The 24245-nt window shown below is 70.9% G+C and carries 25 protein-coding genes and 1 pseudogene; 8 read left to right on the top strand and 18 right to left on the bottom strand.

The genetic code is table 11. The annotated features are described in order from the left end of the window. Position 1: 1 nt before the first annotated feature. From ACYVHU_RS06115 to ACYVHU_RS06060, 12 genes are all read right to left on the bottom strand, one after another. On the bottom strand, positions 2-649 hold the full coding sequence (locus ACYVHU_RS06115) for a response regulator transcription factor (protein WP_235001186.1): 648 nt from the start codon (positions 647-649) through the stop codon (positions 2-4). A gap of 197 nt (positions 650-846) precedes the next feature. After that, positions 847-2019, bottom strand: a complete 1173-nt coding sequence (locus ACYVHU_RS06110; RefSeq protein WP_498947767.1) for an ABC transporter substrate-binding protein — start codon at positions 2017-2019, stop codon at positions 847-849. A gap of 74 nt (positions 2020-2093) precedes the next feature. After that, positions 2094-2459 (bottom strand): hypothetical protein, encoded by a 366-nt coding sequence (locus tag ACYVHU_RS06105; protein ID WP_200813765.1) that lies wholly within the window; start codon positions 2457-2459, stop codon positions 2094-2096. Between the two features lie 348 nt (positions 2460-2807). Continuing rightward, positions 2808-4043 (bottom strand): sensor histidine kinase, encoded by a 1236-nt coding sequence (locus tag ACYVHU_RS06100; protein WP_078763952.1) that lies wholly within the window; start codon positions 4041-4043, stop codon positions 2808-2810. Positions 4044-4133: 90 nt separating this feature from the next. Then, the gene (locus ACYVHU_RS06095; protein ID WP_078763953.1) at positions 4134-4997 is read right to left on the bottom strand and encodes an ABC transporter permease; all 864 of its coding nucleotides are present in this window, start codon (positions 4995-4997) and stop codon (positions 4134-4136) included. A gap of 60 nt (positions 4998-5057) precedes the next feature. Then, a complete protein-coding gene (locus ACYVHU_RS06090; protein ID WP_078763971.1) occupies positions 5058-6053 on the bottom strand; it encodes an ABC transporter ATP-binding protein in 996 nt (331 codons plus the stop codon). A 133-nt stretch (positions 6054-6186) separates the two neighbouring features. After that, entirely contained in the window at positions 6187-7602 is a 1416-nt protein-coding gene (locus tag ACYVHU_RS06085; RefSeq protein ID WP_078763954.1) for an NAD(P)/FAD-dependent oxidoreductase, read from the bottom strand. A 70-nt stretch (positions 7603-7672) separates the two neighbouring features. Further along, entirely contained in the window at positions 7673-8509 is an 837-nt protein-coding gene (locus tag ACYVHU_RS06080; RefSeq protein ID WP_498947766.1) for an ABC transporter permease, read from the bottom strand. Then, positions 8506-9357 carry an ABC transporter permease gene (locus ACYVHU_RS06075; RefSeq protein WP_078763956.1) on the bottom strand — a complete coding sequence of 284 codons (852 nt, stop codon included), beginning with the start codon at positions 9355-9357 and terminating at the stop codon, positions 8506-8508. Before ACYVHU_RS06075 ends, ACYVHU_RS06080 begins: the two co-directional genes overlap by 4 nt. A 4-nt stretch (positions 9358-9361) precedes the next feature. Continuing rightward, positions 9362-10576 (bottom strand): polyamine ABC transporter substrate-binding protein, encoded by a 1215-nt coding sequence (locus tag ACYVHU_RS06070; RefSeq protein WP_078763957.1) that lies wholly within the window; start codon positions 10574-10576, stop codon positions 9362-9364. A 133-nt stretch (positions 10577-10709) separates the two neighbouring features. Beyond that, positions 10710-11855 carry an ABC transporter ATP-binding protein gene (locus ACYVHU_RS06065; protein WP_078763958.1) on the bottom strand — a complete coding sequence of 382 codons (1146 nt, stop codon included), beginning with the start codon at positions 11853-11855 and terminating at the stop codon, positions 10710-10712. Between the two features lie 94 nt (positions 11856-11949). Next, positions 11950-13404: a gamma-aminobutyraldehyde dehydrogenase gene (locus ACYVHU_RS06060; RefSeq protein WP_078763959.1), complete on the bottom strand. Its 1455-nt coding sequence runs from the start codon at positions 13402-13404 to the stop codon at positions 11950-11952. Positions 13405-13618: 214 nt separating this feature from the next. Here ACYVHU_RS06060 and ACYVHU_RS06055 point away from each other — a divergent pair, with 214 nt between their 5' ends. From ACYVHU_RS06055 to ACYVHU_RS06045, 3 genes are all read left to right on the top strand, one after another. After that, a complete protein-coding gene (locus ACYVHU_RS06055) occupies positions 13619-15004 on the top strand; it encodes an aspartate aminotransferase family protein (protein WP_078763960.1) in 1386 nt (461 codons plus the stop codon). 53 nt (positions 15005-15057) lie between these two features. After that, on the top strand, positions 15058-15657 hold the full coding sequence (locus ACYVHU_RS06050; protein WP_078763961.1) for a carboxymuconolactone decarboxylase family protein: 600 nt from the start codon (positions 15058-15060) through the stop codon (positions 15655-15657). Between the two features lie 113 nt (positions 15658-15770). After that, complete coding sequence (locus ACYVHU_RS06045; protein ID WP_144390288.1) at positions 15771-16322, top strand: HdeD family acid-resistance protein; 552 nt, start codon at positions 15771-15773, stop codon at positions 16320-16322. A 596-nt stretch (positions 16323-16918) separates the two neighbouring features. On the opposite strand, the gene ACYVHU_RS06040 is transcribed toward ACYVHU_RS06045, so the two are convergent. The 4 genes from ACYVHU_RS06040 to ACYVHU_RS06025 are packed head-to-tail and all read right to left on the bottom strand — an operon-like array spanning position 16919 to position 17986. Next, positions 16919-17245: a hypothetical protein gene (locus ACYVHU_RS06040; RefSeq protein ID WP_498947763.1), complete on the bottom strand. Its 327-nt coding sequence runs from the start codon at positions 17243-17245 to the stop codon at positions 16919-16921. Next, complete coding sequence (locus ACYVHU_RS06035) at positions 17242-17481, bottom strand: MerR family transcriptional regulator (RefSeq protein WP_432938292.1); 240 nt, start codon at positions 17479-17481, stop codon at positions 17242-17244. The genes ACYVHU_RS06040 and ACYVHU_RS06035 overlap by 4 nt, the downstream gene beginning before the upstream one ends. Further along, the gene (locus tag ACYVHU_RS06030) at positions 17478-17705 is read right to left on the bottom strand and encodes a hypothetical protein (RefSeq protein ID WP_498947761.1); all 228 of its coding nucleotides are present in this window, start codon (positions 17703-17705) and stop codon (positions 17478-17480) included. The genes ACYVHU_RS06035 and ACYVHU_RS06030 overlap by 4 nt, the downstream gene beginning before the upstream one ends. Continuing rightward, complete coding sequence (locus ACYVHU_RS06025) at positions 17702-17986, bottom strand: hypothetical protein (protein WP_432938286.1); 285 nt, start codon at positions 17984-17986, stop codon at positions 17702-17704. The genes ACYVHU_RS06030 and ACYVHU_RS06025 overlap by 4 nt, the downstream gene beginning before the upstream one ends. 369 nt (positions 17987-18355) lie before the next feature. Between ACYVHU_RS06025 and ACYVHU_RS06020 the strand changes: the two genes are divergently transcribed. The 4 genes from ACYVHU_RS06020 (at position 18356) to ACYVHU_RS06005 (ending at position 21600) form a co-directional block, all read left to right on the top strand. Then, complete coding sequence (locus ACYVHU_RS06020; protein WP_078764181.1) at positions 18356-19222, top strand: helix-turn-helix domain-containing protein; 867 nt, start codon at positions 18356-18358, stop codon at positions 19220-19222. Further along, positions 19215-19403 (top strand): DUF397 domain-containing protein, encoded by a 189-nt coding sequence (locus ACYVHU_RS06015; RefSeq protein WP_078764180.1) that lies wholly within the window; start codon positions 19215-19217, stop codon positions 19401-19403. Before ACYVHU_RS06020 ends, ACYVHU_RS06015 begins: the two co-directional genes overlap by 8 nt. A 479-nt stretch (positions 19404-19882) precedes the next feature. Then, entirely contained in the window at positions 19883-20632 is a 750-nt protein-coding gene (locus tag ACYVHU_RS06010; protein ID WP_144390324.1) for a GntR family transcriptional regulator, read from the top strand. Between the two features lie 155 nt (positions 20633-20787). Continuing rightward, on the top strand, positions 20788-21600 hold the full coding sequence (locus ACYVHU_RS06005) for a GntR family transcriptional regulator (RefSeq protein WP_432938279.1): 813 nt from the start codon (positions 20788-20790) through the stop codon (positions 21598-21600). Between the two features lie 254 nt (positions 21601-21854). On the opposite strand, the gene ACYVHU_RS06000 is transcribed toward ACYVHU_RS06005, so the two are convergent. Then, the gene (locus tag ACYVHU_RS06000; RefSeq protein WP_498947757.1) at positions 21855-22343 is read right to left on the bottom strand and encodes a hypothetical protein; all 489 of its coding nucleotides are present in this window, start codon (positions 22341-22343) and stop codon (positions 21855-21857) included. Positions 22344-22429: 86 nt separating this feature from the next. Here ACYVHU_RS06000 and ACYVHU_RS05995 point away from each other — a divergent pair. Further along, positions 22430-22615, top strand: a pseudogene (locus ACYVHU_RS05995) (Lsr2 family DNA-binding protein); the annotation flags it as partial. A 102-nt stretch (positions 22616-22717) separates the two neighbouring features. Here the strand turns inward: ACYVHU_RS05995 and lysX are convergent. Continuing rightward, positions 22718-24226, bottom strand: coding sequence for a bifunctional lysylphosphatidylglycerol synthetase/lysine--tRNA ligase LysX (gene lysX, locus ACYVHU_RS05990; protein WP_498947839.1), 1509 nt, complete (start codon positions 24224-24226; stop codon positions 22718-22720). Positions 24227-24245 lie beyond the last annotated feature (19 nt).

Below are 24245 nucleotides of genomic sequence, written 5' to 3'. Positions count from 1 at the left end.
CCTACAACCAGCCCATCTCGCGGGCGGTGTGGATCGCGGTCATGCGGTTGGCCGCCCCGGTCTTGCCGATGGCCGCGGACAGGTAGTTGCGCACGGTGCCCTCGCTGAGGTGCAGGTCCCGGGCGATGTCGGCGACGGAGGCGCCCTCGGCCGCGGCCCGCAGCACGTCGGTCTCGCGGTCGGTGAGGGGGCTCTCGCCCGCCGTCATCGCGGTGGCGGCGAGCTCGGTGTCGATGTAGCGGCCTCCCGCGTGCACCTTGCGGATCGCGCCGGCCAGTTGCTCCACCGGCGCGTCCTTGGCCAGGAACCCGCGCGCGCCCGCCGCGAGCGCCCGGCGCAGGTAGCCGGGGCGCCCGAAGCTGGTGAGGATCAGCACGCCGCAGTCCGGGGCGGCTCGTTTGAGCTCGGCGGCCACGTCGAGGCCGGTCGCCCCGGGCATCTCGATGTCGAGGACGGCGATGTCGGCGCGGTGCGCGGTGACCGCCGCGGCCACCTGGTCGCCCCGGCCCACCTCGGCGACGACCTCCAGGTCCTCCTCAAGGCCCAGCAGGGCGGCGATCGCGCCGCGGACCAGGTGCTCGTCGTCGGCCAGGACGATGCGCACGGGCGGCGTTGCGGGGGACGGCGGGATCGCGTGAGGCTCGGGCACGGCTCCAGGGTAGACGGCCGCGGCCGGGCCTGGTCGCCGGAGCCGGCCCACGGGACCCGCGTAGCGCCTCGGTGGGGCACCCGGCCCGTGCCCCCGCGCGGGGCCGGGTGCCCGGCGTCCCTCGGAGGGAGGGAACGCCGCGCCGTGGGCCGGACCGGACGCCGGAAGGAGGGCGTCGCGTCGGCCGGCCCTCGGCGTCACCCCGCGGGCAGCACGTCGGCGGTGACGGGAAGGTCCGGCAGCGCGGTGTTGGTGACCACGGCGAGGTCGTGGCCCTGCGGGCCGGACTGCCACTGGCCGCCGACCAGCGGGACCAGCGCGACGTTCGGGGTGGGGCCGCTCGTCCAGTCGAGGAACCCCGCCATGGTGTGCAGGCGGGTGCGCGAGACGGCCTCGGCGACGGCCCGGCCGTCGTCGGGGTCGTCCGCGTGGACCAGGGCGTGGTGGGCGACCTCGACCAGGGCGTGGGCCAGGCCGAGGGGCTGGAGCCACGGGTTGCCGGTCTCGTCCTGGTAGGCCGCGGCGAGTTCCGCGGGGGTGGTGCCGTCCAGGGAGGAGGCGTAGGGGTGGCGCGGCGTCCAGTAGACCAGGGTGGCCACCCGCGCGTCGGCGAGGTCGTCGCCGGCGTGCAGGTGGGGGTAGGCCAGCCAGCGCGAACAGGTGATCAGCCGCGGGCGCATCCCGGCCCTGCGGGCCTCGCGGTGGAACAGCGCGAGGTCGGTGGAGGTGGCCGCGCTGGTGATGACGTCGACGTCGTTTCCGCGCAGGTATTCGACGTGCTTGGTCAGGTCGGCGGCGGGTTCCTGGTAGCCGCCGGGATCGACCAGCTCGTGGCCGCGCTCGCGCGCCACGGGGACGAACTCCCGGCGCAGCAGTGTGCCCTGGAGGTCGTCGTTCCACAGGCAGCCGACCGTCTGCGCCGGTCCCAGGCGCTCCCACATCTCGGCGAACACCCGGGCGATGTCGTCCAGCCCCCAGGCGAAGTGGTAGGTCCACGCGAACCGGTGGCCCCCCTCGGGGGCGGGCCGGTGGACGTAGGCCTGCCAGGGGAAGGTGGTGGACACGCACGGCACCTGGAGCCGTTCGCAGGCGTCGGCCACCGCCGGCAGCACCTGGGTGCCGGCCATGGTGAGGACGACGTCCGCGCCCTCGTCCACCGCCAGTTCGCGCACTGCGCGGCGGGCGTGGTCGGGGTCGGAGCGGCTGTCGCGGACCGCGACGCGCACCGGGCGGTCACGGCCGCCGACGCGCGTCCGGGCCAGGCGTGGTGCCAGCCTGCGCAGGACGTACGACAGCGGGTCGCCCAGGCGGGCCAGCCGTCCGGTCTGCGGGATCACCGCGCCTATGCACAGTTGTGAGTCGGTTCTCATGGTCACCTCGGCCCGGGGCCGGTTCCGAGAGGGGGCCCGGGATCGGGGCCCCCTCGACGTGCGGAAGGTCGTGGTCAGTACTGCACGGTGATGCAGGTGGTGCGGCTCATGACGGAGACGGTCTCGTTGCCGCAGTTGTTGCTGTGGCCCGAGGCGTTGCGCGCGAACAGCAGGTTGGACAGGGTGCCGCCGCTGGGGCCGGCGACGTCCCCGCCGCCGGAGCCGTGGTCCTCGGAGACGCAGGTGCGTTCCTTCAAGATGGCGACCTTGCCGGTGCCGCAGAGGTTGGCGTGCCCCGAGGAGTTGCGTCCGGAGAGGTTGGACAGCAGACCGCCCGAGCCCGCGTCGTAGTCGCCGGTGTCGGCCGCGGCCACGGCGAGTCCCACCGGAGCGGCCATGATCCCCGCGACGGTCGCCGCGACCACGGCGATCCTGCGCATCGTCTGCATCGTTCCTGCCTTGAGGGTGTCGTCGTTCTGGGTCGGTCACCCTGCGTGACCAACGACACGAAAAGTAGCAGCATGACCACTTTTAGTTATGGGAATCGTCAAAAAGGCGCGGCGATGCTGGAATTCCGGCAGTTCTTCGGATAGGGCGACCGTGACGTCCCCGCAGGTCGCCGCAGCGTCCCGGCCGGCCCCTGGGGACCGGTCGGCCACGGCGCCCGACGCCGTCAGCCCCCGGCCGGGACAGCGAGGCGGCCCCTCACCGGAGGGGTGCCCCGCCTCGGGAACGCGCCCCGCGCCCGTCCAACGCCCGCCGGGAGGCCCGGAGCCTCCCGGCCGCGCTCACTCCGTCGCCGACGACGCGGCGGGCAGCGGCAGGACCGCCCTGAGCAGGAAACCGCGCTCGCCCGTCGGGCTGGCCGATAGGGCGCCGCCGACCGCCGCGACGCGCTCGGTGAGACCGGTCAGGCCGTTGCCGCGGCGGAGAAGCCGTTCCCCGTCGACCTGGGCGCCGTCGTCGTGCACCTCCACCACGACCACGCGCCCCTCACGGCGCAGCGCGATGTCGCACCGCCTGGCGGAGCTGTGCCGCAAGACGTTGGTCACGCCCTCACGGACCACCCAGGCCGCCAGCGCGCGCAGCTCGGCGGGCAGCGTGACGTCCTCTCCGGTGACCGTGACCTGGGTGCCGGCGGCGACGAGGACCGCGCGCACGCTCGCGATCTCCTCGGCCAGATCGACGTCCCGGTAGCCGCTGACCGCGGCGCGCACCTCGCGCAGCGCCTCGCGGGCCACCTGCTGCACCGACCGCATCTCCGCCGCCGCCCGGGCCGGGTCGCGCTCGGCGAGCCGGGCGGCGAGCTCGCTCTTCACCGCGATACCGGACAGGCTGTGGCCGATCAGGTCGTGCATGTCGCGGGCGAAGCGCAACCGCTCCTCGGTGACGGCGAGCCGCGCCTGGGCGTCGCGGGCGGCGTAGGCCTCGCCGATCACGTCCCACAGCAGCATCAGCGACCAGTTGGCCAGCAGCATGATCCCCGCCCAGAAGACGAGGTAGCACAGCATCACCGCGCCCAGCATGAGCGGAAGGTCGCCGGCGAGGAAGAACAGCGCGCCGGGTACCAGGGACAGCACCAAGGACACGTGGGCGACACGGTGTTCGCGCCGCGGGAACGCCAGGACGACGGAGGCCCACCACAGCGCCGGCACCATCTGGGCCATCCAGTTGTCGTACTGCGTCACCATCAGCACGCCGAGCAGCGCCATCGACGCGACGGCCTCGCGCGACGTGACCGTGTAGGGGCGGTGGGCGACCCGGGCCAGCAGCGCGCGCAGGGTCAGCCAGCCCGAGCCCGCCGAGGCCGCGAAGCCGATCAGGGCCCGCACGGCGAACAGCGGCGCCGCCGCGTCCATCTGCGGGGTCATGCCGAGCATTCCCAGCAGCGGGAAGCCCACGAAAAAGACCGGGATGAACCCGAACGACCACATCATGACCCTGCGCGCCATGACGAACCGCTTCGAACGGGGCCGACCGGTGTCCAGGACCGTGACGTGGCCCCCTCCGACCGGTTCCTGCATGTCGTGCTCCCCTCCCGTTCGTCCGGGCGCCAGCGTAGACGACGGACCCGGCCGATCCTCCCGGCCGGGTCCGCGTCACAGGCTCCGTCCCTACTTGCCCTGGCGCGGGTCCCAGGGCATGAAGCGCACCAGGTAGGCCATGATGGCGGTCCAGGCCACCAGCACCAGCAGCGACGGCCCCGCGGCGATCCACAGGTCCACGAACCCGAGCTCGCCGGCGCCCTCGACCCCGCCGAAGAAGTCGTGGCCGAAGTAGGCGCTGCGGGCGATGTCCACGGCGGGGACCATCGGCAGCAGGCCCAGCGCGTGCTGGAGCCCGTCGGGCATCGCGTCCAGCGGGACGAAGAACCCGCTGACCGCGAGCAGCAGCATGAACGGGATCATGCTGATCATCTGCGCGCTCTCGGCGTTGCGGGCGAAACGGGTGATGACAGCGCCGAACAGCGACATGATCACCGTGGACAGCACGATCGAGATCAGCAGCAGGACCGGATCGGCCGGCAGCACGTCGTACTGGAGGGCCAGCAGGGCGACGACGATGAGCGACTGCGCGAAGACCACCCCGAACACCGACAGCGTCGTCGCGCCGAACAGCGCGGCCGGACGCACCCCGCTGACCCGGAAGCGCTTGAGGACCAGTTGCTCACGGCGCGCCGCGTAGACGTTGGAGACGTGGATGACGCCGACCGTCATCGCGATCATCGCGAACGTCGAGGCCAGGGAGAACGCGCCGGCGCTGACGCCCGGCAGCAGTTCCTCGTCGCCGGCGTTGAAGGACGGCAGCAGGAAGACGACCGGCAGGACCGCGACGTACAACGCCATGCGGTAGCGGTAGAAGAGGACGAACTCGGTGCGGGTGAGGCGCAGCATCTGCCGGACGAGTCCGACCGGGCGGCGCGGCGGCCGCGGCGCGGCGGTCTGGGAGCGCGGGGACGGGGTGGTCGGGGCGACCATGGTGACGGATCTCCTCGGGGTCGGTGGAGGGGAGGAAGGGGGCGTGCGCCGGGGCCGGGCTCAGTCGCGGGCGAGGTCGGCGACGCCGCCGCCGGCGACGTCGAGGAACACGTCCTCCAGGGAGGCGCCGCGCACCTGCAGGCGCTCCAGCAGGACCGCGCGCTCGCCGGCCCAGGCCAGCAGCGTGGCGAGCGCCCGGTGGGCGCGCCCCGCGGTGTCCTCGCCGGTGACGGTGTAGGTGACCCACGGCTCGCCGTTGTGGACGTCGACGTCGCGGTCGGCGCCGGGCAGGTCCGGCAGGTCCTCGGCGCGGACCCGCTCGGGCAGGCGGAACCCGATCCGGTCGCCCCAGCCGGTGAGCACGTCGTCGAGCCGGCCCTCGACCCTGATCTCGCCGTGGTGCATGATCGCGAGCCGGTCGGCGAGGCGCTCGGCCTCCTCCAGGTAGTGCGTCGTCAGCAGCACGGCCACGCCCTCGGAGACGAGGTCGGAGACGATCTTCCAGGTGGCGTGGCGGGCCTCGGGGTCCATGCCGGTGGTGGGCTCGTCCAGGAACAGCACCTCGGGCCGCGACACCAGCGCCAGCGCCAGGTCGAGCCGGCGCTTCTGCCCACCGGAGAGCTGCCGGATCGCGACGTCGGCCTTGTCCGTGAGCGAGACGAGTTCGAGCACGTCCGCGCGGTCGCGGGGGTCGGCGGCGAGGTCGCGGCTGAGGTCGATCGTCTCGGCGACGGTCAGCTCCTCGAACAGCCCGCTGTGCTGGAGCACCGCGTCCACACGTTCGCGCAGTTCGGGCGGCTGGCCGTAGGGGTCGACGCCGAAGACGCGGACGGTCCCCGCGCTGGGGCGGCGGAAGCCCTCCAGCGTTTCGATCGTGGTGGTCTTGCCCGCGCCGTTGGTGCCGAGCAGCGCGAACAGCTCGCCGGGGGCGACGTCGAAGGAGATGCCCCGGACCGCCTCGAAGGTCCCGTAGGACTGGCGCAGGTCGCGGACGCTGATGGCGAGGGTCGGGACGGACCCGGTCGCGGAGGGGGAGGTCTGCTGTGCCGTGCTCATGTCCACCAGCTTGGCCTTCGGCGTCCGCGCGGGGTAGGCGCTGTTGTCACCGGTCGGCCGTGAGTTCCGCTGCCACGCCACGATGACAGATGTCATGGGCCGGGACGCCGACTCGGGCGTCCCGGCCCCGCGCTCAGCTGTCGAAGCCGAGCCCCACCGCGTCGAGCGCGCGCAGCCACAGGTTGCGCCGCCCGCCGGCGCGGTCGGCGGCGGCCATCGAGCGGCGGGTGATCTCGATACCGGCGAAGCGGACCGGTTCGGGCGGGAACGGGATCGGCTTGGTGCGGACCATCTCCAGGCGGGTGCGCGCGGTGGAGGCCCCGGCCAACCGGTCGAGCATCACCTGCGCGCCGAAGCGGGTCGCGCCCACGCCCAGGCCGGTGAACCCGGAGGCGTAGGCGAGCCGGCCGCCGAAGGCCGTGCCGAAGAAGGCGCAGAACCTGCTGCACGTGTCGATGACCCCGCCCCAGCGGTGCGTGAAACGCACCCCTTCGAGCTGGGGGAAGGTGGCGAAGAAGTTGCGGGCCAGCGTCTGGAACGTCTCGGGGCGCTGGTCGTACTCCGGCCGGACCCGCCCGCCGTAGTGGTAGACGACGTCGTAGCCGCCCCACAGGACACGGCCGTCGGAGGTGAGCCGGTAGTAGTGGAACTGGTTTCCGCAGTCCGAGACCCCCTGTCGGCCCTTCCAGCCGATCGCGGCCCTTTGCTCCGTGGTGAGCGGCTCGGTCATCAGCGCGTAATCGTAGACCGGGACGACGTAGGCGCGCAGGCGGCGCAGGGGGCCGGGGAAGGCGCCGGTCCCCCAGGCGACGCGGCGGGCCCGGACCGAACCGCCGCGGGTCTCCAGGCGCAGGCCGGCGGGGTCGGGGCGGATTGCGCGCACGGGGGTGTGCTCGAAGATCCGCACCCCCGCCCGCAGACAGGCTTCGCGCAGTCCCCGCGCGAGCTTGGCCGGGTGGACCATCGCGGTGGCGGGGTCGAACAGGCCGCCGACGTAGGTGGGCGAGTCGACCTCGGCGCGTGTCTCCTCCCGGTCGAGCAGGACCGCCTCGTATCCGAGCCGCCGCATCCGCTCGGCCTGTTCGGCGAGGTCCGCGGCCTGCCACGGCTCGGTGGCGACCAGCAGTTCACCGGTGCGCTCGAACTCGCACTCGATGCCGTGGCGGCGCACCGCGGCCTCGATGCCGTCGAGGTTGTCCCGGCCGGCCCGTTCCAGTTCGGCGATCTCGTCGGGCCAGCGGTCGGCGCCGTTGGCGTGGCCGTGGGTGAGGCTGGCCGAGCAGAACCCGCCGTTGCGGCCCGAGGCGGCCCACCCCGCGGTCCGCGCCTCCACTAAGACGACGTCGCGGCCGGGGGCGCGTTCCTTGGCGATCAGCGCGGTCCACAGACCGCTGTACCCGCCGCCGACGACCGCGAGGTCCGCGGAGGTGGCGCCCGTCAGCGGCGGGCGGGGCTCGGGTGGGGCCTGGCCGGGGATGGTCGGGTCGAGCCAGAAGGGGACGGGTTCGGCGTGGGCGAGGGAGGCGGAGATCGGGTCCGAAGCGGGCACAGCCCTTCACTTCCGTCGAGGGGGCAGGGGCGGGGCGGCCCCGGCGTTCGCCGGGGCCGTGGTCGGCCGGTCAGGACCGGCGCCGGGCGAGGACGATGTTGACGATCGCGAGCAGGACGCCTACCGCGAAGATGAGCGTGCCCATGACGTTGACCTGGGGCGGGATCCCCACCCGGGTGGACCCCCAGATCCACAGCGGGAAGGTGGTCGTCTCGCCGCCGACGAAGGAGGTGATGATGAAGTCGTCCACCGACAGCGCGAGGGCGAGGAGCCCTCCGGCCATGACCGCCGGGAACAGCATCGGCAGGGTGACCAGCCGGAACGTGGTCCACGGCCCCGCCCCGAGGTCACGCGCGGCCTCCTCCAGCCTCAGGTCGAGCGTCATGACGCGGGCCCGCACCGTGATCGCCACGAACGAGATCGTGAACATGACGTGGGCGATGACGATCGTGACGAACCCGGTCGTGACGTCGGTGGTCAGGAACAGCGACAGCAGCGCCGCGCCGAGGACGACCTCGGGGGCGCAGATCGCCGCGAACATGACGAGGTTGGTCGCCCCACGGCCGTGGAAACGGTGGCGGCCCAGGGCGAGACCGAGCAGGCTGCCGGTGACGCCGGCGATGAGCATGGTCAGCACCCCGACGGCGACCGTGGTCAGCAGCGCGGCGTTGAGGTCGGGGTAGGCGAAGGCCTGCCCGTACCACTTCAGGGTGAAGCCCTGCCAGGTGACGTTCTGGCGGCCGGCGATGTCGTTGAAGCTGAACACGATCATGCCGGCGACCGGGGTGAACAGCCACGCCAGGACGGCCCAGGTGAACAGGCGCCCCCAGTCGATCCGGCGGCGCGGGCGCCGGCGGGCCGGGTCGCCCGCGCGCGCCTCGGCGGCGGGTGTCCGCGTGGTCGTCATGCCCGCACCTCCATGACCCGTTCGGTACCGAGCGCCCTGGCGTACCCGAAGATCCCGGCGAGCAGGAGCGCCATCAGCACGAACGTGATCGCCGCCGCCATCGGGTAGTCGTTGTTGACCAGGTACTGCGACTGGATGACGTTGCCGATCATCGTCGTGCCCGTTCCGCCCAGGAGCGAGGCGTTGACGTAGTCGGCGCTCGTGGGGACGAACACCATGAGCACGCCGGCGAACACGCCGGGCAGCGACATCGGCAGCACCACCCGCAGGAACGCCTGGGCGCGCGTGGCGTACAGGTCGCGCGCCGCCTCCACCACGCGGTGGTCCACCCGTTCCAGCACCGCGTAGATCGGCAGGACCATGAACGGCAGGTGGCTGTAGGCCAGTCCGGTCACGACCGCGAGCGGGGTGCTGAGGACGTGGGCGTCCTCGGGCAGCAGCCCGATGCTCTTGAGCGGCCCCAGCAGCACGCCGTCGTCGGCGAGCAGGAACCGCCACGAGATCGTCCGCAGCACCTGGGAGACGAAGAACGGCAGGAGGAGCAGCAGCAGGTAGGTCGTCTTGTGCCGGCCGCCGCGGAAGGCGATCCAGGCCGCGACCGGGTAGCCGATGGCGACGCACAGCGCGGTCGCGCACGCGCCGTAGGCCAGCGAGCGCAGGATCTGGCGCCAGTAGCGGTCGATCGCCTCGGCGTAGTTGGCGACGTGGAACGTCTGGGTGAAGCCGTCGAGGACGTTGCCGGTCATCAGCGAGACCGACAGCATGCCGCAGATCGGCACCACGAAGAAGATCGCCAGCCAGATCCAGGCCGGCAGCACGAGGAGGTAGGGGGTCGTCTTCGCCTTCATGCCGTCACGCCTGGGTGATCGCGAGGAAGCGCGAGGTGAACGCCTCGGCGTCCCCGGCGTCGGGGGTCACGTAGCTGTGCAACCGGGCGTACTCCTCGTCGGTGGGGAACACCAGGGGGCTTTCGGCGAGGTCGGCCAGCGCCTGCCGTTCCTCCCCGCTGGCCCGCGCGGCCCGGTCCCGGATGACGTCTTGGGCCTCGGGCACCGGGGTCACGTAGTTGATGTACTCGGTGAGGTCGGCGGCGATCGCCGGATCGTAGAGGAAGTCCATGAGCATGATCGCGTCGACCGGGTTGCGCGCGGTGATGGGGATCATCATGTTGTCGGTCCAGATCGTGCCGCCCTCCTCGGGGACGACGAACTCCAGCCGGGTCCCCTCGGCGGCGTTCTGCTGGAAGACGTCGCCGGACCAGGCCATGGTCAGCCACACGTCGCCGTTGGTGAGGGGCTGGATGTAGTCCTGTTCGTAGTAGGCGCGGACGATGCCGTTGTCGCGCTGTTCGGCGAGGCGGGCCGCCGCGGCGTCCCAGTCGGCGGGCGTGGAGTCCGCGGGGGCGACGCCGTCGAGGAGCAGCGCGAAGTTCGCGATCTCCTGTGGGTCGCGCATCATGCCCACCCGCCCGCGGAACGCGGGGTCCCACAGGTCGGCGAGGGAGGTGATCTCCCGGTCGACCCGGTCGGGGTTGTAGGCGATCCCGGTGATGCCGGAGGTGTAGGGGACGCTGAACCGGTTGCCGGGGTCGTAGGAGGTGTTCTTGTAAGAGGACCCGCCGTGGTCGGCGTAGGTGGGCAGCAGGGCGTGGTCCAGCGGCGCGAGGTAGCCGAGCTCCCTGAGCCTGGTGAACTCCAGGCCGTTGGTCATGACCATGAGGTCGGCTCCGATGTCGCCGCCGCTGGCGAGGACCGGCTGGATGCGCCCGAACCACGACGGGTTGTCCTGGATGGATTCCCGGTAGTCCACGGTGATCCCGGTGTGCTGGGTGAATTGGTCGAGTTGGGGGCGCTCGGGGTCCATGTACAACGGCCAGTTGGCGAACCTGAGGTGGCCGTTGCTCTCCTTGCCGGCCCAGTAGCGTTCGGGCGACTGCTCGGTGAGCCGCTGGCCGCGGATGGAGCAGCCGGCCAGGGCGGCGCCCGCCGCGGCGAGCGCCGAGAGTTTCAGGGCGGCGCGGCGGCCGGGCCGCGCCCGGGTGAGGCCCCGGATCGCCGCGGGGTCCATGCGGTGGGGGAGAGGCACGACGTCATCCGTCTTCCGGTCGGGTCCACCGTCCCGTGGGGCGGGCGGGGAGGCGTCCTGGCTGGTCCGGGGGTGGGGCGGGGCCGGCGCGGGGTCGGGCCGGTCCCGCGCCGGGTCACCGGGGCAGCGCGTAGGAGTGGTCGGGCCGCCACGACAGCCAGACCTGGTCGCCGCGTTCGGCGGCGTTGCTCGCGTCGGAGGAGTTCTGGCGGAACACGACGACCTCGGCGCCGTTGGCGAGGACGACCGTGTAGTGCGTCGACGCCCCCAGGTAGACCACCTCGCCGACGGTGCCGCGCAGCCGGCTCATGCCGGGGGCGGGTTCGTCGGCGCCGATGTGGACCTTCTCCGGGCGGACCGTGACGTCCACGGCCGACCCGCTGGTCTGGTCGGTGCGGACGAGGACGTGGCCGATCCCGTCGAACTCGACCCTGGCGTACTCGCCGACCCCCGTGGTCACGGTGCCGGAGAGCAGGTTGGAGGTGCCGATGAAGCCGGCGACGAAGCGGGAGGCGGGACGCTCGTAGATCTGCGCGGGCGGGCCGAGCTGTTCGACGACGCCCTCGTTCATGACCGCGATGCGGTCCGACATCGTCAACGCCTCGGACTGGTCGTGGGTGACGTAGACGAAGGTGATGCCGACCTCGCGCTGGATGCGCTTCAGCTCGATCTGCATGGCCTGGCGCAGTTTGAGGTCGAGCGCGCCGAGCGGTTCGTCCAGCAGGAGCGCCCCGGGCCGGTTGACCAGGGCCCGGGCCAGCGCGACGCGCTGCTGCTGTCCGCCGGAGAGCCGGCCGGGGCGGCGGCGGTGCAGCCCGGACAGCTCCACCAGGTCCAGCGCCTCGCCGACGCGCCGCCTGACCTCGTCCTTGGGGACGTTCTTGCGGCGCAGCCCGAAGGCGACGTTGTCGGCCACGCTCATGTGCGGGAAGAGCGCGTAGCTCTGGAAGACCATGTTGACGTCGCGCCGGTCCGGTGGCACGCCGGTGACGTCGCGCCCGGCCAGGCGGACCGTTCCGGAGGTGGGCTCCTCGAACCCGGCGATCATCCGCATGGTCGTGGTCTTGCCGCACCCGGAGGGACCCAGCAGCGAGAAGAACTCGCCCTGGTGGACGGCCAGGTCGATGCCGCGCACCGCCGCCACGGTCTCCTGGCCCGAGCGGTAGGTCTTGACGACGCCTTCGAGGCCGATGGCGGCGGGGCCTTCGCGGGCGGTGGTGGGCGGGTGGGGGGCCGGGCCTTCGTGCGTGCTGGTGGCCATGGTTCGCGTGTTCCCTGTCGGTCCGGTCGGCACCCGGAAGGGTGGGGGTGGGGGGCGGGGCGGGCCGAGGCCCGCCCCGCGGCCGGTGTCCTTCTCAGTCTCGGCCGATGTAGCTCATGACGTGCTTGACGCGGGTGTAGTCCTCCAGGCTGTACAGCGACAGGTCCTTGCCGTAGCCGGAGTGCTTGAAGCCGCCGTGGGGCATCTCGGCGACGAGGGGGAGGTGGGTGTTGATCCACACGCAGCCGAAGTCGAGGCGCCGCGACACCCGCAGCGCCCGCGCGTGGTCGCGGGTCCACACGCTGGAGGCCAGGCCGTAGCGCACGGAGTTGGCCCAGGCGACGGCGGTGTCCTCGTCGTCGAACCGCTGCACGGTGATGACCGGCCCGAAGATCTCGTCGGTGACCATCTCGTCGCCCTGGCGCAGCCCCGAGACGACGGTGGGGGCGTAGAAGTAGCCCGTGTCGCCGACGCGGGAGCCACCGGCGAGCACCGAGGCGTGGTCGGGCGCGCGGTCGAGGAAGCCGCTGACCCGGTCGAGCTGGCCGGCGTTGTTGAGGGGGCCGTAGGCGGCGGTGGTGTCGTCGGGGCCGGCCGTGCGGGTCGCGCGCGCCTGTTCGGCCAGCGCGGCGGCGAGGTCGTCGTGGATGCCGGGGGCGGCGAGGATGCGGGTGGCCGCGGTGCAGTCCTGGCCGGCGTTGAAGTAGCCGGCCCCGGCGATGCCCTCGGCGGCCTTTTCGACGTCGGCGTCGTCGAAGACGATGACGGGGGCCTTGCCGCCGAGCTCCAGGTGCAGGCGTTTGAGGTCCCGGGACCCGGCCTGGGCCACCTCGAGGCCGGCGCGGGTGGAGCCGGTGAGCGAGATGAGCCGGGGGGTGGGGTGGTCGACGAGGGCGCGGCCGGTGTCGCGGTCGCCGGTGACGACGTTGAACACGCCCGGCGGCAGGAACTCGGCGGCGATCTCGGCGAGCAGGAGGGTGGAGAGGGGGGTGGTGTCGGAGGGTTTGAGGACGATGGTGTCGCCCGCGGCGAGGGCCGGGCCGATCTTCCAGGCCGCCATCGCCATCGGGTAGTTCCACGGCGTGATCTGGCCGACGACGCCGATCGGTTCGCGGCGGATCCAGGAGGTGTGGTCGGCCATGTACTCGCCGGCGGCCTTGCCCTCCAGGGTGCGTGCGGCCCCCGCGAAGAACCGCAGCGCGTCGGTGACCTGCCAGATCTCCTCGTCCCGGGTGGCCTGGACGGGTTTTCCGCAGTTGCGGACCTCGGCGGCGACGAGTTCGTCGGCGCGCGCCTCGACCGCGTCGGCGATGCGGTTCAGCGCGATCTGCCGTTCGGCGGGGGTGGAGTCGCGCCAGCCTCCCTCGAACGCCGCCGCCGCGGCCTGGTAGGCGGCGTCGACGTCGCGCGGGCCCGAGACGGGTGCCTCGGCGAACGGCTCGCCGGTGGAGGGGTCGATGATCTCGGCGGTGCGGCCGTCGCTGGCGTCCACGTACTCGCCGTTGACGAAGTTGCGCAGGCGCTGGAGCTGTCCGGGCTGGCTGGGCACGTTCGCGTCTCTCCTCCGGAAGGTGACGAAAGGCACATTGTCGTTGATCAGACCTTGGCAAACAAGATCCCTCAACACAAGGGATTCCGTTGTAAATATCTTGTTTCGCCACTGATACTTGACATGGAGCCAGGAAATGCGACTATTTCTTTGGTTCACTCCGCTGTCTCCGCCAGGAGCAGCGTGATCCGGCGGCAGTTCGAGGGGGAACAAGGTGACAGCCCAGACGGGCCGGCTCGACGCCCAGCGGCTCCAGCGCGCGGCAAAGGACCACCTGTGGATGCACTTCACCGAGATGGCGGCCTATCAGGACGCCGACGTCCCGGTGATCACCCGGGGCGAGGGCGCCTACGTCTACGACGACAAGGGGCGGCGCTACCTCGACGGCCTCGCCGGCCTGTTCGTCTCCCAGGTGGGCCACGGACGCACCGAGATCGCCGAGGCCATCGCCGAGCAGGCGGCGCGCCTCGCCTACTTCCCGATCTGGACCTACGCCCACCCCAGCGCCATCGAACTGGCCGAACGCCTCGCCTCGCTGGCCCCCGGCGACCTGAACCGGGTCTTCTTCACCACCGGCGGCTCCGAGGCGGTCGAATCGGCCTGGAAGCTGGCCCGCCAGTACTTCAAGGCCGTCGGCCAGCCCACCCGGCACAAGGTGATCAGCCGCGCCGTCGCCTACCACGGCACCACCTTGGGCGCGCTGTCCATCACCGGCGTCCAGGCCCTCAAGACGCAGTTCGAGCCGCTGGTGCCCAGCACCGTGCAGGTGCCCAACACCAACGCCTACCGGGCCCCGGTCCACGGCGACGACCCCGAGGCGTTCGGCCGCTGGGCGGCCGACCAGATCGAGGCCGCGATCATCCAGAACGGCCCCGAGACCGTCGCCGCCGTCTACCTGGAGCCGGTGCAGAACTCCGGCGGCTGCCTCCCGCCCCCGCCCGGCTACTTCCAGCGGGTCCGCGAGATCTGCGACCGCCACGGGGTGCTCCTCGTCTCCGACGAGGTCATCTGCGCGTTCGGCCGCCTCGGCGAGTACTTCGGCGCGCTGCGCTACGACTACCTGCCCGACATGATCACCTTCGCCAAGGGCGCCACCTCCGGTTACGTCCCCCTGGGCGGGGTGATCGCCCGCGACCGGCTCATGGAGCCCTTCCAGGAGAAGGGGAGCGTCTTCAGCCACGGCATCACCTTCGCCGGGCACCCGGTCGCCGCCGCCGCCGCGCTGGCCAACCTCGACGTGTTCGAGCGCGAGGACCTGTTGGGCAACGTCCGGCGCAACGCCCCGGCGTTCCGGGCCGCCCTGGAGGGGCTGTTGGACCTGCCGATCGTCGGTGACGTTCGCGGCGAGGGGTACTTCTACGGCATCGAACTGGTCAAGGACAAGGAGACCCGGCAGACCTTCGACAGCGAGGAGGCCACCCGCCTGCTCAAGGGGTTCCTCTCCCCCGCCCTGTTCGACGCCGGCCTGATCTGCCGCGCCGACGACCGCGGCGACCCCGTCATCCAGCTCTCCCCTCCGCTGATCTGCGGCCCCGAGCACTTCGAGGAGATCGCGTCCATCCTGCGCGCGGTCCTCACCGAGGCGTGGAAGCGGCGGTGACCTCCCCCGCCGTGGCCGCGGCGGAGGTCGCGGCCACGGTGTAGGAAGGGGGGATGCGGCATGGACGACTCCACTGGTACTCCCCCGAGGAGCTGGGCGGGACGCAACGGGACATCTACGCCGGCGTGCTCGCCAAGTACGGCGCGCGCCCGCCGTTCCCGCTGACCGACCCCGAGGGCCGGCTGCACGGCCCGTTCAACGCGATGCTCGCCGCGCCCGGGGTCGGCGCCGCGCTCCAGGCGCTCAGCGCGGCGGTGGGCTCGGGGACGTCGCTGCCGCCGCGGACGCGCGAGATCGTGATCCTGGCCGTGGCGGCCGAGCGGGACAGCGCGTTCGAGTGGTCCGCGCACCGCCGGGTCGCGGCCACGGTCGGGCTCACCGACGAGGAGATCGCCGCGCTGGGGGCGCGCGCCACCCCGTCCTCCCTCGACGCGGCCGAGCGGGCCGCGGTGGAGGCGGCGCGCGCGCTGCTGCGCGACCGCGATCTGGACGACGCCCGCCACGCCGCCGTGGAGGCGGCGTTCGGCGAGGCGGGGGTGGTCGAGCTGATCACCCTCACCGGCTACTACGACTTCCTGGCGACCCTGCTGCGGGCCCTGCGCGTCCCCGTCCCCGCCGAGGAGCCGGGCGGCGGCCCGACGCGCCACGGCTGATCCGCCCCCGTCTGGCATCCCCTGCCCTCGTCATTACCTCCCCAGGGGGACACAAGGCCGCGACCCCGGGTAGCGCCTCCCGTGTTCGTCTACACACGGGGGGTCGTGCCGGGATGCTGGACATACTGTCCGGACGCTGGTGGGCGTTCGTCGCGCGCGGGGTGGCCGCGGTGGTGTTCGGTCTGTTGACGCTGTTCTGGCCGCAGATCACCGTGCTGGTCCTGGTGATGCTCGCCGGGGTCTACGTGCTCGTCGATGGTGTCCTGCTGCTGTTCCACGCCTTCTCCCCGGCCGCCGATCCACGGCCCAGGTGGGTGGTCGTCCTCCAGGGTGTGGCGGGTCTGCTCTTCGGTATCGCGATCGTCGTGTGGCCGGGGATCTCCGCCGTCGTGCTCGTCACGCTCATCGCGTTGTGGGCGCTCTTCAGCGGTGTCCTCCAGATCGCCGCCGCGATCCGGCTGCGGCGTGAGATGGGGCGGGAGTGGCTGCTCGCGGTCGCCGGCGTGCTGTCGGTGGTGACCGGTCTGCTCCTGCTGCTGTGGCCGGGGGCGGGCGCGCTCGCGTTGGCGTGGCTCATCGGCCTGTACGCGCTGGCGTTCGGAGTGCTGCTCATCGTGCTAGGGATCCGGCTGCGCGAGTGGCGCGGCCTGCCCCCCGGCCTGTGAACCGGGGCGCCCCGGCGCCCAGGAGGTGGCCGGACCGTTCCGTCATCCCCCGCCGCGCGGGTAGCGGACCACCCGGTACCGGATGGTCCCCGGCGAGCAGCCGTACTCCCGTGCCGGGGATCGCGGCGACGCGCCCATGCGCACACGATCGCGATCTCCCACGCGGGAAGGGTGAGGTATCCGCAGAACCTGCGCGGCGTGATCCCCGCCCACACCGTGTGACGCGCGATGGTGGACGGCGCGCGGCCTGGTCTCTCCTCTCTATGGGTGTGCCGCCCGCCCCGCGGGGGTGAGGACGGGGCGGGCGGCGCCGCGCGCGGGCTCGCAGGGGTCGAACGGTCATCCGCGCGCGGGATCGATACGCCGCTGCCGGCCTTCGGGGAGGCGTAGCGGCGGACAAGGGGGGTGGTCCGGGACGGTCCCTCTACCGTCCCGGACCGGGCCGGGGAACACCCCTCAATGGTTCCCCGGGGTCCCGCGCGCCGGGCTCTGAGGACGACGCGCGGGAGCTCGGGCCGCCCGCCCCGCGCCTGAGACGGGCGGCTGGCCAACGCCGGGGTTTCCGGTGAGCAGGACGCTCACCCCGACGCGGCCGTCTACGCGGAGGCGGGCCGCCCCCACGAGACCGGTCGGGCTGGTCTGACCGGTCTGGTCTGGGTCCAGGTGGTGTTGGTCGTGTCGGCGTCGGCCAGGTGATCGCGCCCGGGCAGAACCATGGAACGCGGGGAAGATTCCTCCCGTGTCGGGATGAGGCCGCGCGCGGCGAGCCTCATCCACATCTCCTCAGCGGTGGCCGCGATGAGCAGTTCACGTCCGGCCAGAGCGAGATAGCCGCGTGAGGTTTCCCCGTGCCACACCAGCACGCCGCTTCGGCGGGACAGATCACGCGCGACGGCGTGACCGGGAAGACAGGGCCGCCTCACCGCCGGTCTCCTTCCAGGAGTGCGCGGATCTGGTCGGCGGGAATCCGCCAATGACCCCCCAACGTCCGCTGTCCGCGCAACCGTCCTTCTTGTAGCCATCGGCCGACGGTGCTGGGGGCCACCCGGCACAGATCGGCGACCTCGATCGTGGTCAACAACTCCGGCCACCCCACGGCGGGTGTCTGCGCGATGGGAAGGTGACGCCCGTTCACCCGGACCGTCACCTGCACGCTCACCACCGGACCTCCCGCTCCAACCGGTCGAGGCGCTCCTGCACCCGGGAGAGCAGGCCATACACCTCGCACCGGCCGTCCGGCCACATCAGGCAGTACTCCCACCCGTGCCGGTGCTCCTCCCACGACAAGAGCAGGCCCAGCAACCGCGCCCGCTCTGACACCCGGCACTGCGCCGCGTAATGCTCCCGGCTCGTTTCCGGCCCTGCGGGGGTACAGGCACTCACCACGCCCCTCCCGGGGCCATGAACACCAGATCATTCAACGCCGCCAACTCCTCGGCGCGTTGGCGCTCCTCGGCCTCCACCACATAGCGGCGCACCCGCGACGGCGGCTCCGCCACCGACAACATCACCTCGAACAACTCCCGATCCGTCGCCGCGAACACCAGATCCGGCTGCCCCCGATGCCGCGCCCGATACGGCATCACCGCGTCGTAGTCATAGGTGAGCTCCCACTTATGCGCATACCGCTCCGCGAGCAGACACCACCCGTAGTGATCCGGCAACCGCCGAGGCGGGGACGGAGGTGGGGGCGAGGGCTCCTGGGGGCGACGGGCGGGCGGTACAGACCCCGAAGGAGACGGACCACCGCGCGCCAACGCCGCGAACACAAGCAAGAGCAGGGAGAACAGTCTCATGGGAACCCCTTCGGGGGTCAGGCCGGCCGAGAGTAACTGATGGGAATGAACGGCCGGCGAATGACTTCAGGCATCTGTATGGTGACGCACGGGAGTCAAATATGCAATGCACATTTGAAGATCGCCTCTGCATGCTTCACTGTGCGTAGCACGGAAAGGTGCACTGAAGGTTAAATGGCGCAAAATCGGCTGCTGACCGTAAGATCGGGGGTCATCAGTTCCTCGAGAGGAGCACAGATGGCCCACTCCCCGACCCTCAGGAGACGGCGGCTCAGTCGCCGCCTCCGTGAGCTTCGCGCGGCACGCGGCCTCACGACTGAGGTGGTCGTGCAGCGGGCACGCGAAACCGCCACCGCGAAATGGTCGAGGCATAAGCTGACGCGCATCGAGCGTGACGACTGGGTCCTGCCGAGCCTCGACGACGTGCGAACGCTACTCGACATCTACGGCGTCACCGACGAGGCCGAGCGAGCGACGTACCTCACGCTCGCCGCAGAGGCGCGCCAGCGCGGCTGGTGGGCCAGCTACGGTGACATCTTGGGACGCGGCGCCTACGTCGGCCTGGAGGCAGAGGCTCAGATGATCCGCACCTACGAGGTGCTCGTCATCCCTGGGCTATTGCAGACTGAGGACTACGCACGTGCGGTGATCCGCGGCGGCGGCCTGACTAACAGCGCAGACGTCGAACGGCGTGTCGAGGCACGGGTCATGCGCCAGACAGTCCTACGCCGCCGTCCAGATGCGCCCCGTCTCTGGGCGATCATCGATGAGGCCGCTCTCCGGAAGATTCCATCGCAGCTCCTGCAAGAGCAGGCTCAGCACCTGCTGGACATCCAGGAACAGGCATCCGTCCGAGTACAGATCCTGCCCGACTCGGTGGGGCCGCACGCCGCGACCAGTGGCGCGTTCACCATCCTCGATCTACCCGACGACGATCCCAGCGTCGTCTACCGTGAGAACGTGGCGTCGGGGATCTTCCTCGACGACCCCGCTGACCTTGAGGAGTACATCACCGTGTATGACCATATACGGGGCAGCTCTCTAGGGGTCGACCAGTCACGCGCCTACCTGGAGGCGCTGATCGAAGGACATGACCATGCCTGAATTCCACAAGAGCAGCTACTCCCACGCGAAGACAGAGAACTGCGTCGAGGTCGCTGAGGGGCAGCGGACTCTCGTCCGCGACTCACGGAACCCCCACCTCGGCCACCTCACGTTCCCCGCTGGAGAATGGGCCGCGTTCCTCCGTGACCTGAAAGGGTCCGACAGCGAGACGGCACGCTAGCTGACAGGCGAAAAGAAGGGGCCTCGGCGAGATTCCGCCGAGGCCCTTCTACCTGAATTCCCAACGCCAGCATACTCCGCTACGGACAGACGGCCACCAGCCGGCCGACCGACCCTCAACGCAACGCCGGGTCCTCCCTGGAGGCATCGCCGCAGACAGGTCCCGACATCAACTAGAGATCACCTACGACTAGGTAGTCCCTGGCTCACACTGGCAACACAGTGCCCTCTCGATAGGGACGCACTCTCGGGCCTTAGTACTCCAACCGGCCCGGGACTCCCCCGCGTGCGCGGGGCTTACAGGAGACTCGTGCCGAGACGGCGCGACGTACAACCGAAACCATGCTCGCGGTCGCCGGTGCGGTGATGACGTGGACCCCATGTTCCATGAACCACCTCGGATTGGCGCGCGAATCAATAATCTGTACGTGCGGCTTGTCAAGCTGTTCAGAGAGATCCGCCGATCCAAGGAGCCCGCACGTGAGCCGCCCGACCTACCAGCGCATAGCCGACGAGCTGCGGCGACGCATCATCGCGGGCGACTACGGACCCGGTGACCGGCTGCCGTCACGACAGGCCCTCGCGACCGAGTTCGACGTCGGCCCTCGCATCGCGGCCGACGCCGTACAACAACTCGTCGCCGAGGGATACGTGGTCTCACGCACGGGTTCGGGAAGCTACGTCCGCCCCAAACCGCCGCTCAGACGACTCACCCGAAGCTGGTACCGGGAGGCCAGAGACGGCTCCCCATTTCGCGCGGACATGGCGGCACAAGCCGTACGTGGTGGGTGGGAGTCCACCTCCCAACCGGTCCCGGCATCGGAGAACATCGCGCACCGCCTGGCGATCGGGGCCGGAGACGAGGTGATGCGGACCCACTACACCTTCACCGGTGACGATGAGCCGGTGATGCTCTCCACCTCCTATGAGCCACTGGAGATCACCCGCGGCACCGAGATCGTCCTGCCCGAGGACGGTATCCACGCCGGCCGCGGAGTGGTCGAGCGCATGCGGGTGATCGGACACGAGATCACTCACGCCTCGGAGATCGTGACCGCGCGGACCGCCTCGGCGGAGGAGGCCGACCGTCTCCGCATCGCGCGCGGCGCCGTCGTCATGGTCATCCGGCGGACCTACTCCACCACTGACCGGCCCGTCGAGACGGCCGACATCGTTGTCCCCACGGATCGCTACGAACTGGCGTACACGATCCCGGTCGGACGGGATTGAACAAAACGAAACCGCCTCCACCCACCCACTGCTCTCCGGTCAAGGCGAGGGCCGGGTCGTAACATTCGCGGCTGGGCCTCCCCGTCTTCGCCCACATGAGAGGCTGTTTATAGGGGCTGAAGCTCGCGCGAGCGACCTACCTGCAAAGGACAGTCATGGATGCGAGGACGCTGCACGACATCGCGCAGATCTCCGACCCGCTCGACCGGGCGCGAGCCGCGTCGAGTGCGATGGCCACCCTCCAAGGGCAGTCGGTCGAGCTGTCGCGAATCCGGCGCGGCGCCATCATCGAAGCGCAGGAATCCGGCCTCCGCCAAGACGACATCGCCCGCCACCTGGGCGTGACGCCGGGGCGGATCAGCCAGATGAAGAAAGCCGGCGGTGACAGCGGGCACCGGGCGCCGACCGGACCGGTCGAACCCCGGCCGAGGGTCCTGGTCGAACGCGCCCTTCCCACGCCACCGACCGTGCGCGGATCCACATCGCTCTACCTCACCGAGGCCGAACAACAGGGGCTCAAACCCGAGCGACGCATGCTGTTCGTCGGGAAGGAGCCGGCCAACGAACACGTGGCCGCCGCTCTACGTGTGGAAGCGGGCGCGCCGGTCATCGCGCGTCGCAAAATGTTCTGGGCCAACGACGTTCCAGTACGTATCGCGACCAGCTACTTCCGATTGGACGTGGGGGAGAACACGCGGCTCGACGCCGAGGGTTTCGTGCTCCCCACACTCCAGGCCGCCCTTGAGGAGATGGGGCACCGGTTCGGCCACGCGACCGAGACACTGACCGTCCGGCCGGCCACGCCGTATGAGGCCGACCTGCTCGACATCGCGGGCGAATGGGTCGTCCAGGTGCTCCGCGTCAGCGTCAGCACCGATGACGTGCCGATTCACGCCCTGGAAACGATCTGCGCGGCGACCCGGCACGTGTTCCCGATCGGCCAGGTGTCGGGAAGCGACCAGTTCTGACCCCGCAACCGCCGCAGGCCCCGGCAGCCGGGGCCTGCGGCGCACACCCCCGACGGGCGGCTCCCCGCCGCTCACGTCACCTCGTCACGGGGTGTCCCCACAACCGTTGCTCCGTCGCCTTGGGAGCCGCTCCGGACCGCCCCTCGCCCGGCCGGTGAACCGGGGCGCCCCGCCCGCCGCCCTGGCGGGGCGCCACGGCGGTCAGGAGGCGGCCGGTCGCGAAGACCCGCAACGCTGCCGCCTCAAGAGATCGCTCACGCCATCGCCCGACACAATGCGGCGTGGGAGCTGTGCGAAGCGCTCGCGAGTTGGTCGGCGCGGCGCCAGAACCTGGAGATATGGGAGGAGACCCATCTCCTGGTCCTTGCTTCGGCGGAGGCCTGGGGTCCAAGGCCTCGCAGGCCTACATGCCCGTCGGCCTTGGCCGGTGCCTGATGTGGCAGGAACGCGTTGACCTCGCCGCCTCTCGCTTCCTCCACGCCCAGGCGCTGTGGGCGGCCGCCCGGCACGAACTCGGGATCGTGCAGGCCGTGGAAGCGCTGCTCTCGGTGCACCTTGAGAGGGGCGAAGCCCAAGAAGCCGAGGTGCGCTACCGCGAAGCCCGCGGCGCCTTCGCCCACCTGGAACGCCAGCAGGGGATCGCGCTGATGGACCGCCACATCGCCGACTGCCGCCGCGAACTCGGCAACATCAACACCGCTGAAGCACTGGGACTCCAGGCGAGGGAGTGGTTCCGCTCCCATGGCGACACCTACCAGGAGGTGCACGTGCTGCGCGGGCTCGCCCTGACCCACCGCAAGGCACAGCCGTTCCACAGCGCGCGAAGGGTGCCGCCCGCAAGGCCCCGGCCAAGGCGTCTCGGAGCGTGGGCCGCAGGGGTGGTAGCCGCAATGTCCCCAGTCGTGAGCGCAGCGCGGAGATTCGCGCCTGGGCGAAGGCCCAGGGGAAGCCCGTCAACGGGCGGGGCCGTATCCCTGCGGCGATCGTCGCCGAGTTTGAAGCGGTCAAGGGCTAGGCTTGCCTCTGTTCGAAACCACACGACCCGAGGTGCATCCTGAGCACCTCGGGTCGTGTGGTTTGCGCTCTGTGTTTCTTGTTCAGACCGTGTTTCGAGGAATCAAGCTTCAGGCTTGACCAGGGGGAACAGGATGGTTTCCCGGATTCCCTTGCCGGTGAACGCCATCAGCAGCCGATCGATGCCCACACCTACTCCAGCGGTCGGGGGCATTCCGTACTCCAAGGCGCGCAGGAAGTCCTCGTCGAGCTGCATCGCTTCAACGTCACCACCAGCCGCCATGAGTGATTGCTCGGTGAGGCGGCGACGCTGTTCCACAGGATCGGTCAGCTCCGAGAAACCGGTGCCCAGCTCCATGCCGAAGCCGATGAGGTCCCACTTCTCGGTGAGCATCGGGTCCTCGCGGTGCTGGCGGGTGAGCGGGCTCGTCTCCAGCGGGAAGTCGCGCACGAACGTGGGCTGGACGAGCGTGTGCTCTACCAGCTCCTCGAAGAGGTGCTCGACCAGCTTGCCGGGCCCCCAGGTCGGGTCGTACTCCACGTCCTTGGTCTCGGCCAGGCGCCGGACCTCCTCGACCGGGGTGCGCGGGTCGACGTCGGCGCCCAGTGCCTCGGACACCGCGCCGTACAGGGTGATCTGCGGCCACTCCCCGCCCAGGTCGTACTCCACCCCATCCCGCTCGACCACGGTGGATCCGAACACAGCTTGAGCAGCTCCCTGGATCAACCGTTGCGTGAGCGCAGCACCGTCGTTGTAGTCGGCGTACGCCTGGTAGAACTCCAGCATCGTGAACTCGGGGTTGTGCGTGGAGTCCGCACCCTCGTTGCGGAAGTTCCGGTTGATCTCGAACACCCGCTCCAGACCGCCCACGACCAGCCTCTTGAGATACAGCTCGGGGGCGATGCGCAGGTACAGGTCCATGTCGTAGGCGTTGATGTGGGTGGTGAACGGCCGCGCGGTGGCCCCGCCGTGCACCCGTTGCAGCATGGGCGTTTCGACTTCCATAAAGTTCTGGAGTTCCAGCTCAGCTCTGAGAGCACGAACCATGCGGGAACGAGCACGCACCATCTGTCGTGCCTCGGGGTTGACGATGAGGTCGACGTAGCGCTGGCGCACGCGGGCCTCGGGGTCGGTCAGGCCCTTGTGCTTCTCCGGCAACGGACGCAGCGTCTTGGCCGTGAGCACCCAGGAGCGGACCAGCACGGACAGCTCGCCGCGACGGGAGGTGATGACCTCGCCCTCTACCCCCACGTGGTCGCCGAGATCGACGACGGACTTCCATTCGTCCAGGCGCTCCTGACCGACCTGGTCCAAGGACAACATGATCTGGAGGTCGCCGGTCTCGTCGCGCAGCGTCGCGAAGCACAACTTGCCGCCGGTCCGATACAGCATCACGCGGCCCGATACGGCTACGGTTTCCCCGGTGTGGGTGTCCGGCGACAGGTCGCTGTGTTTGTCACGCACGGCGCCAATCGACGCGGACCGGTGGAAGAGCACAGGGAAGGGGTCAATGCCCGCTTCGCGCAGTCGGTCCAGTTTCTGGCGCCGAACTCTCATCTGTTCGGGCAGGTCGTTGTACGTGTCGTCGTGCGTGTCAGTCACGGCACCGATCCTATCTGTGCTCTCCCGC

This window comes from Marinactinospora endophytica, from assembly GCF_054780875.1.
The sequence above is the reverse complement of the archived record's forward strand: the minus strand, read 5'-3'. Positions and strand labels throughout refer to the sequence as shown.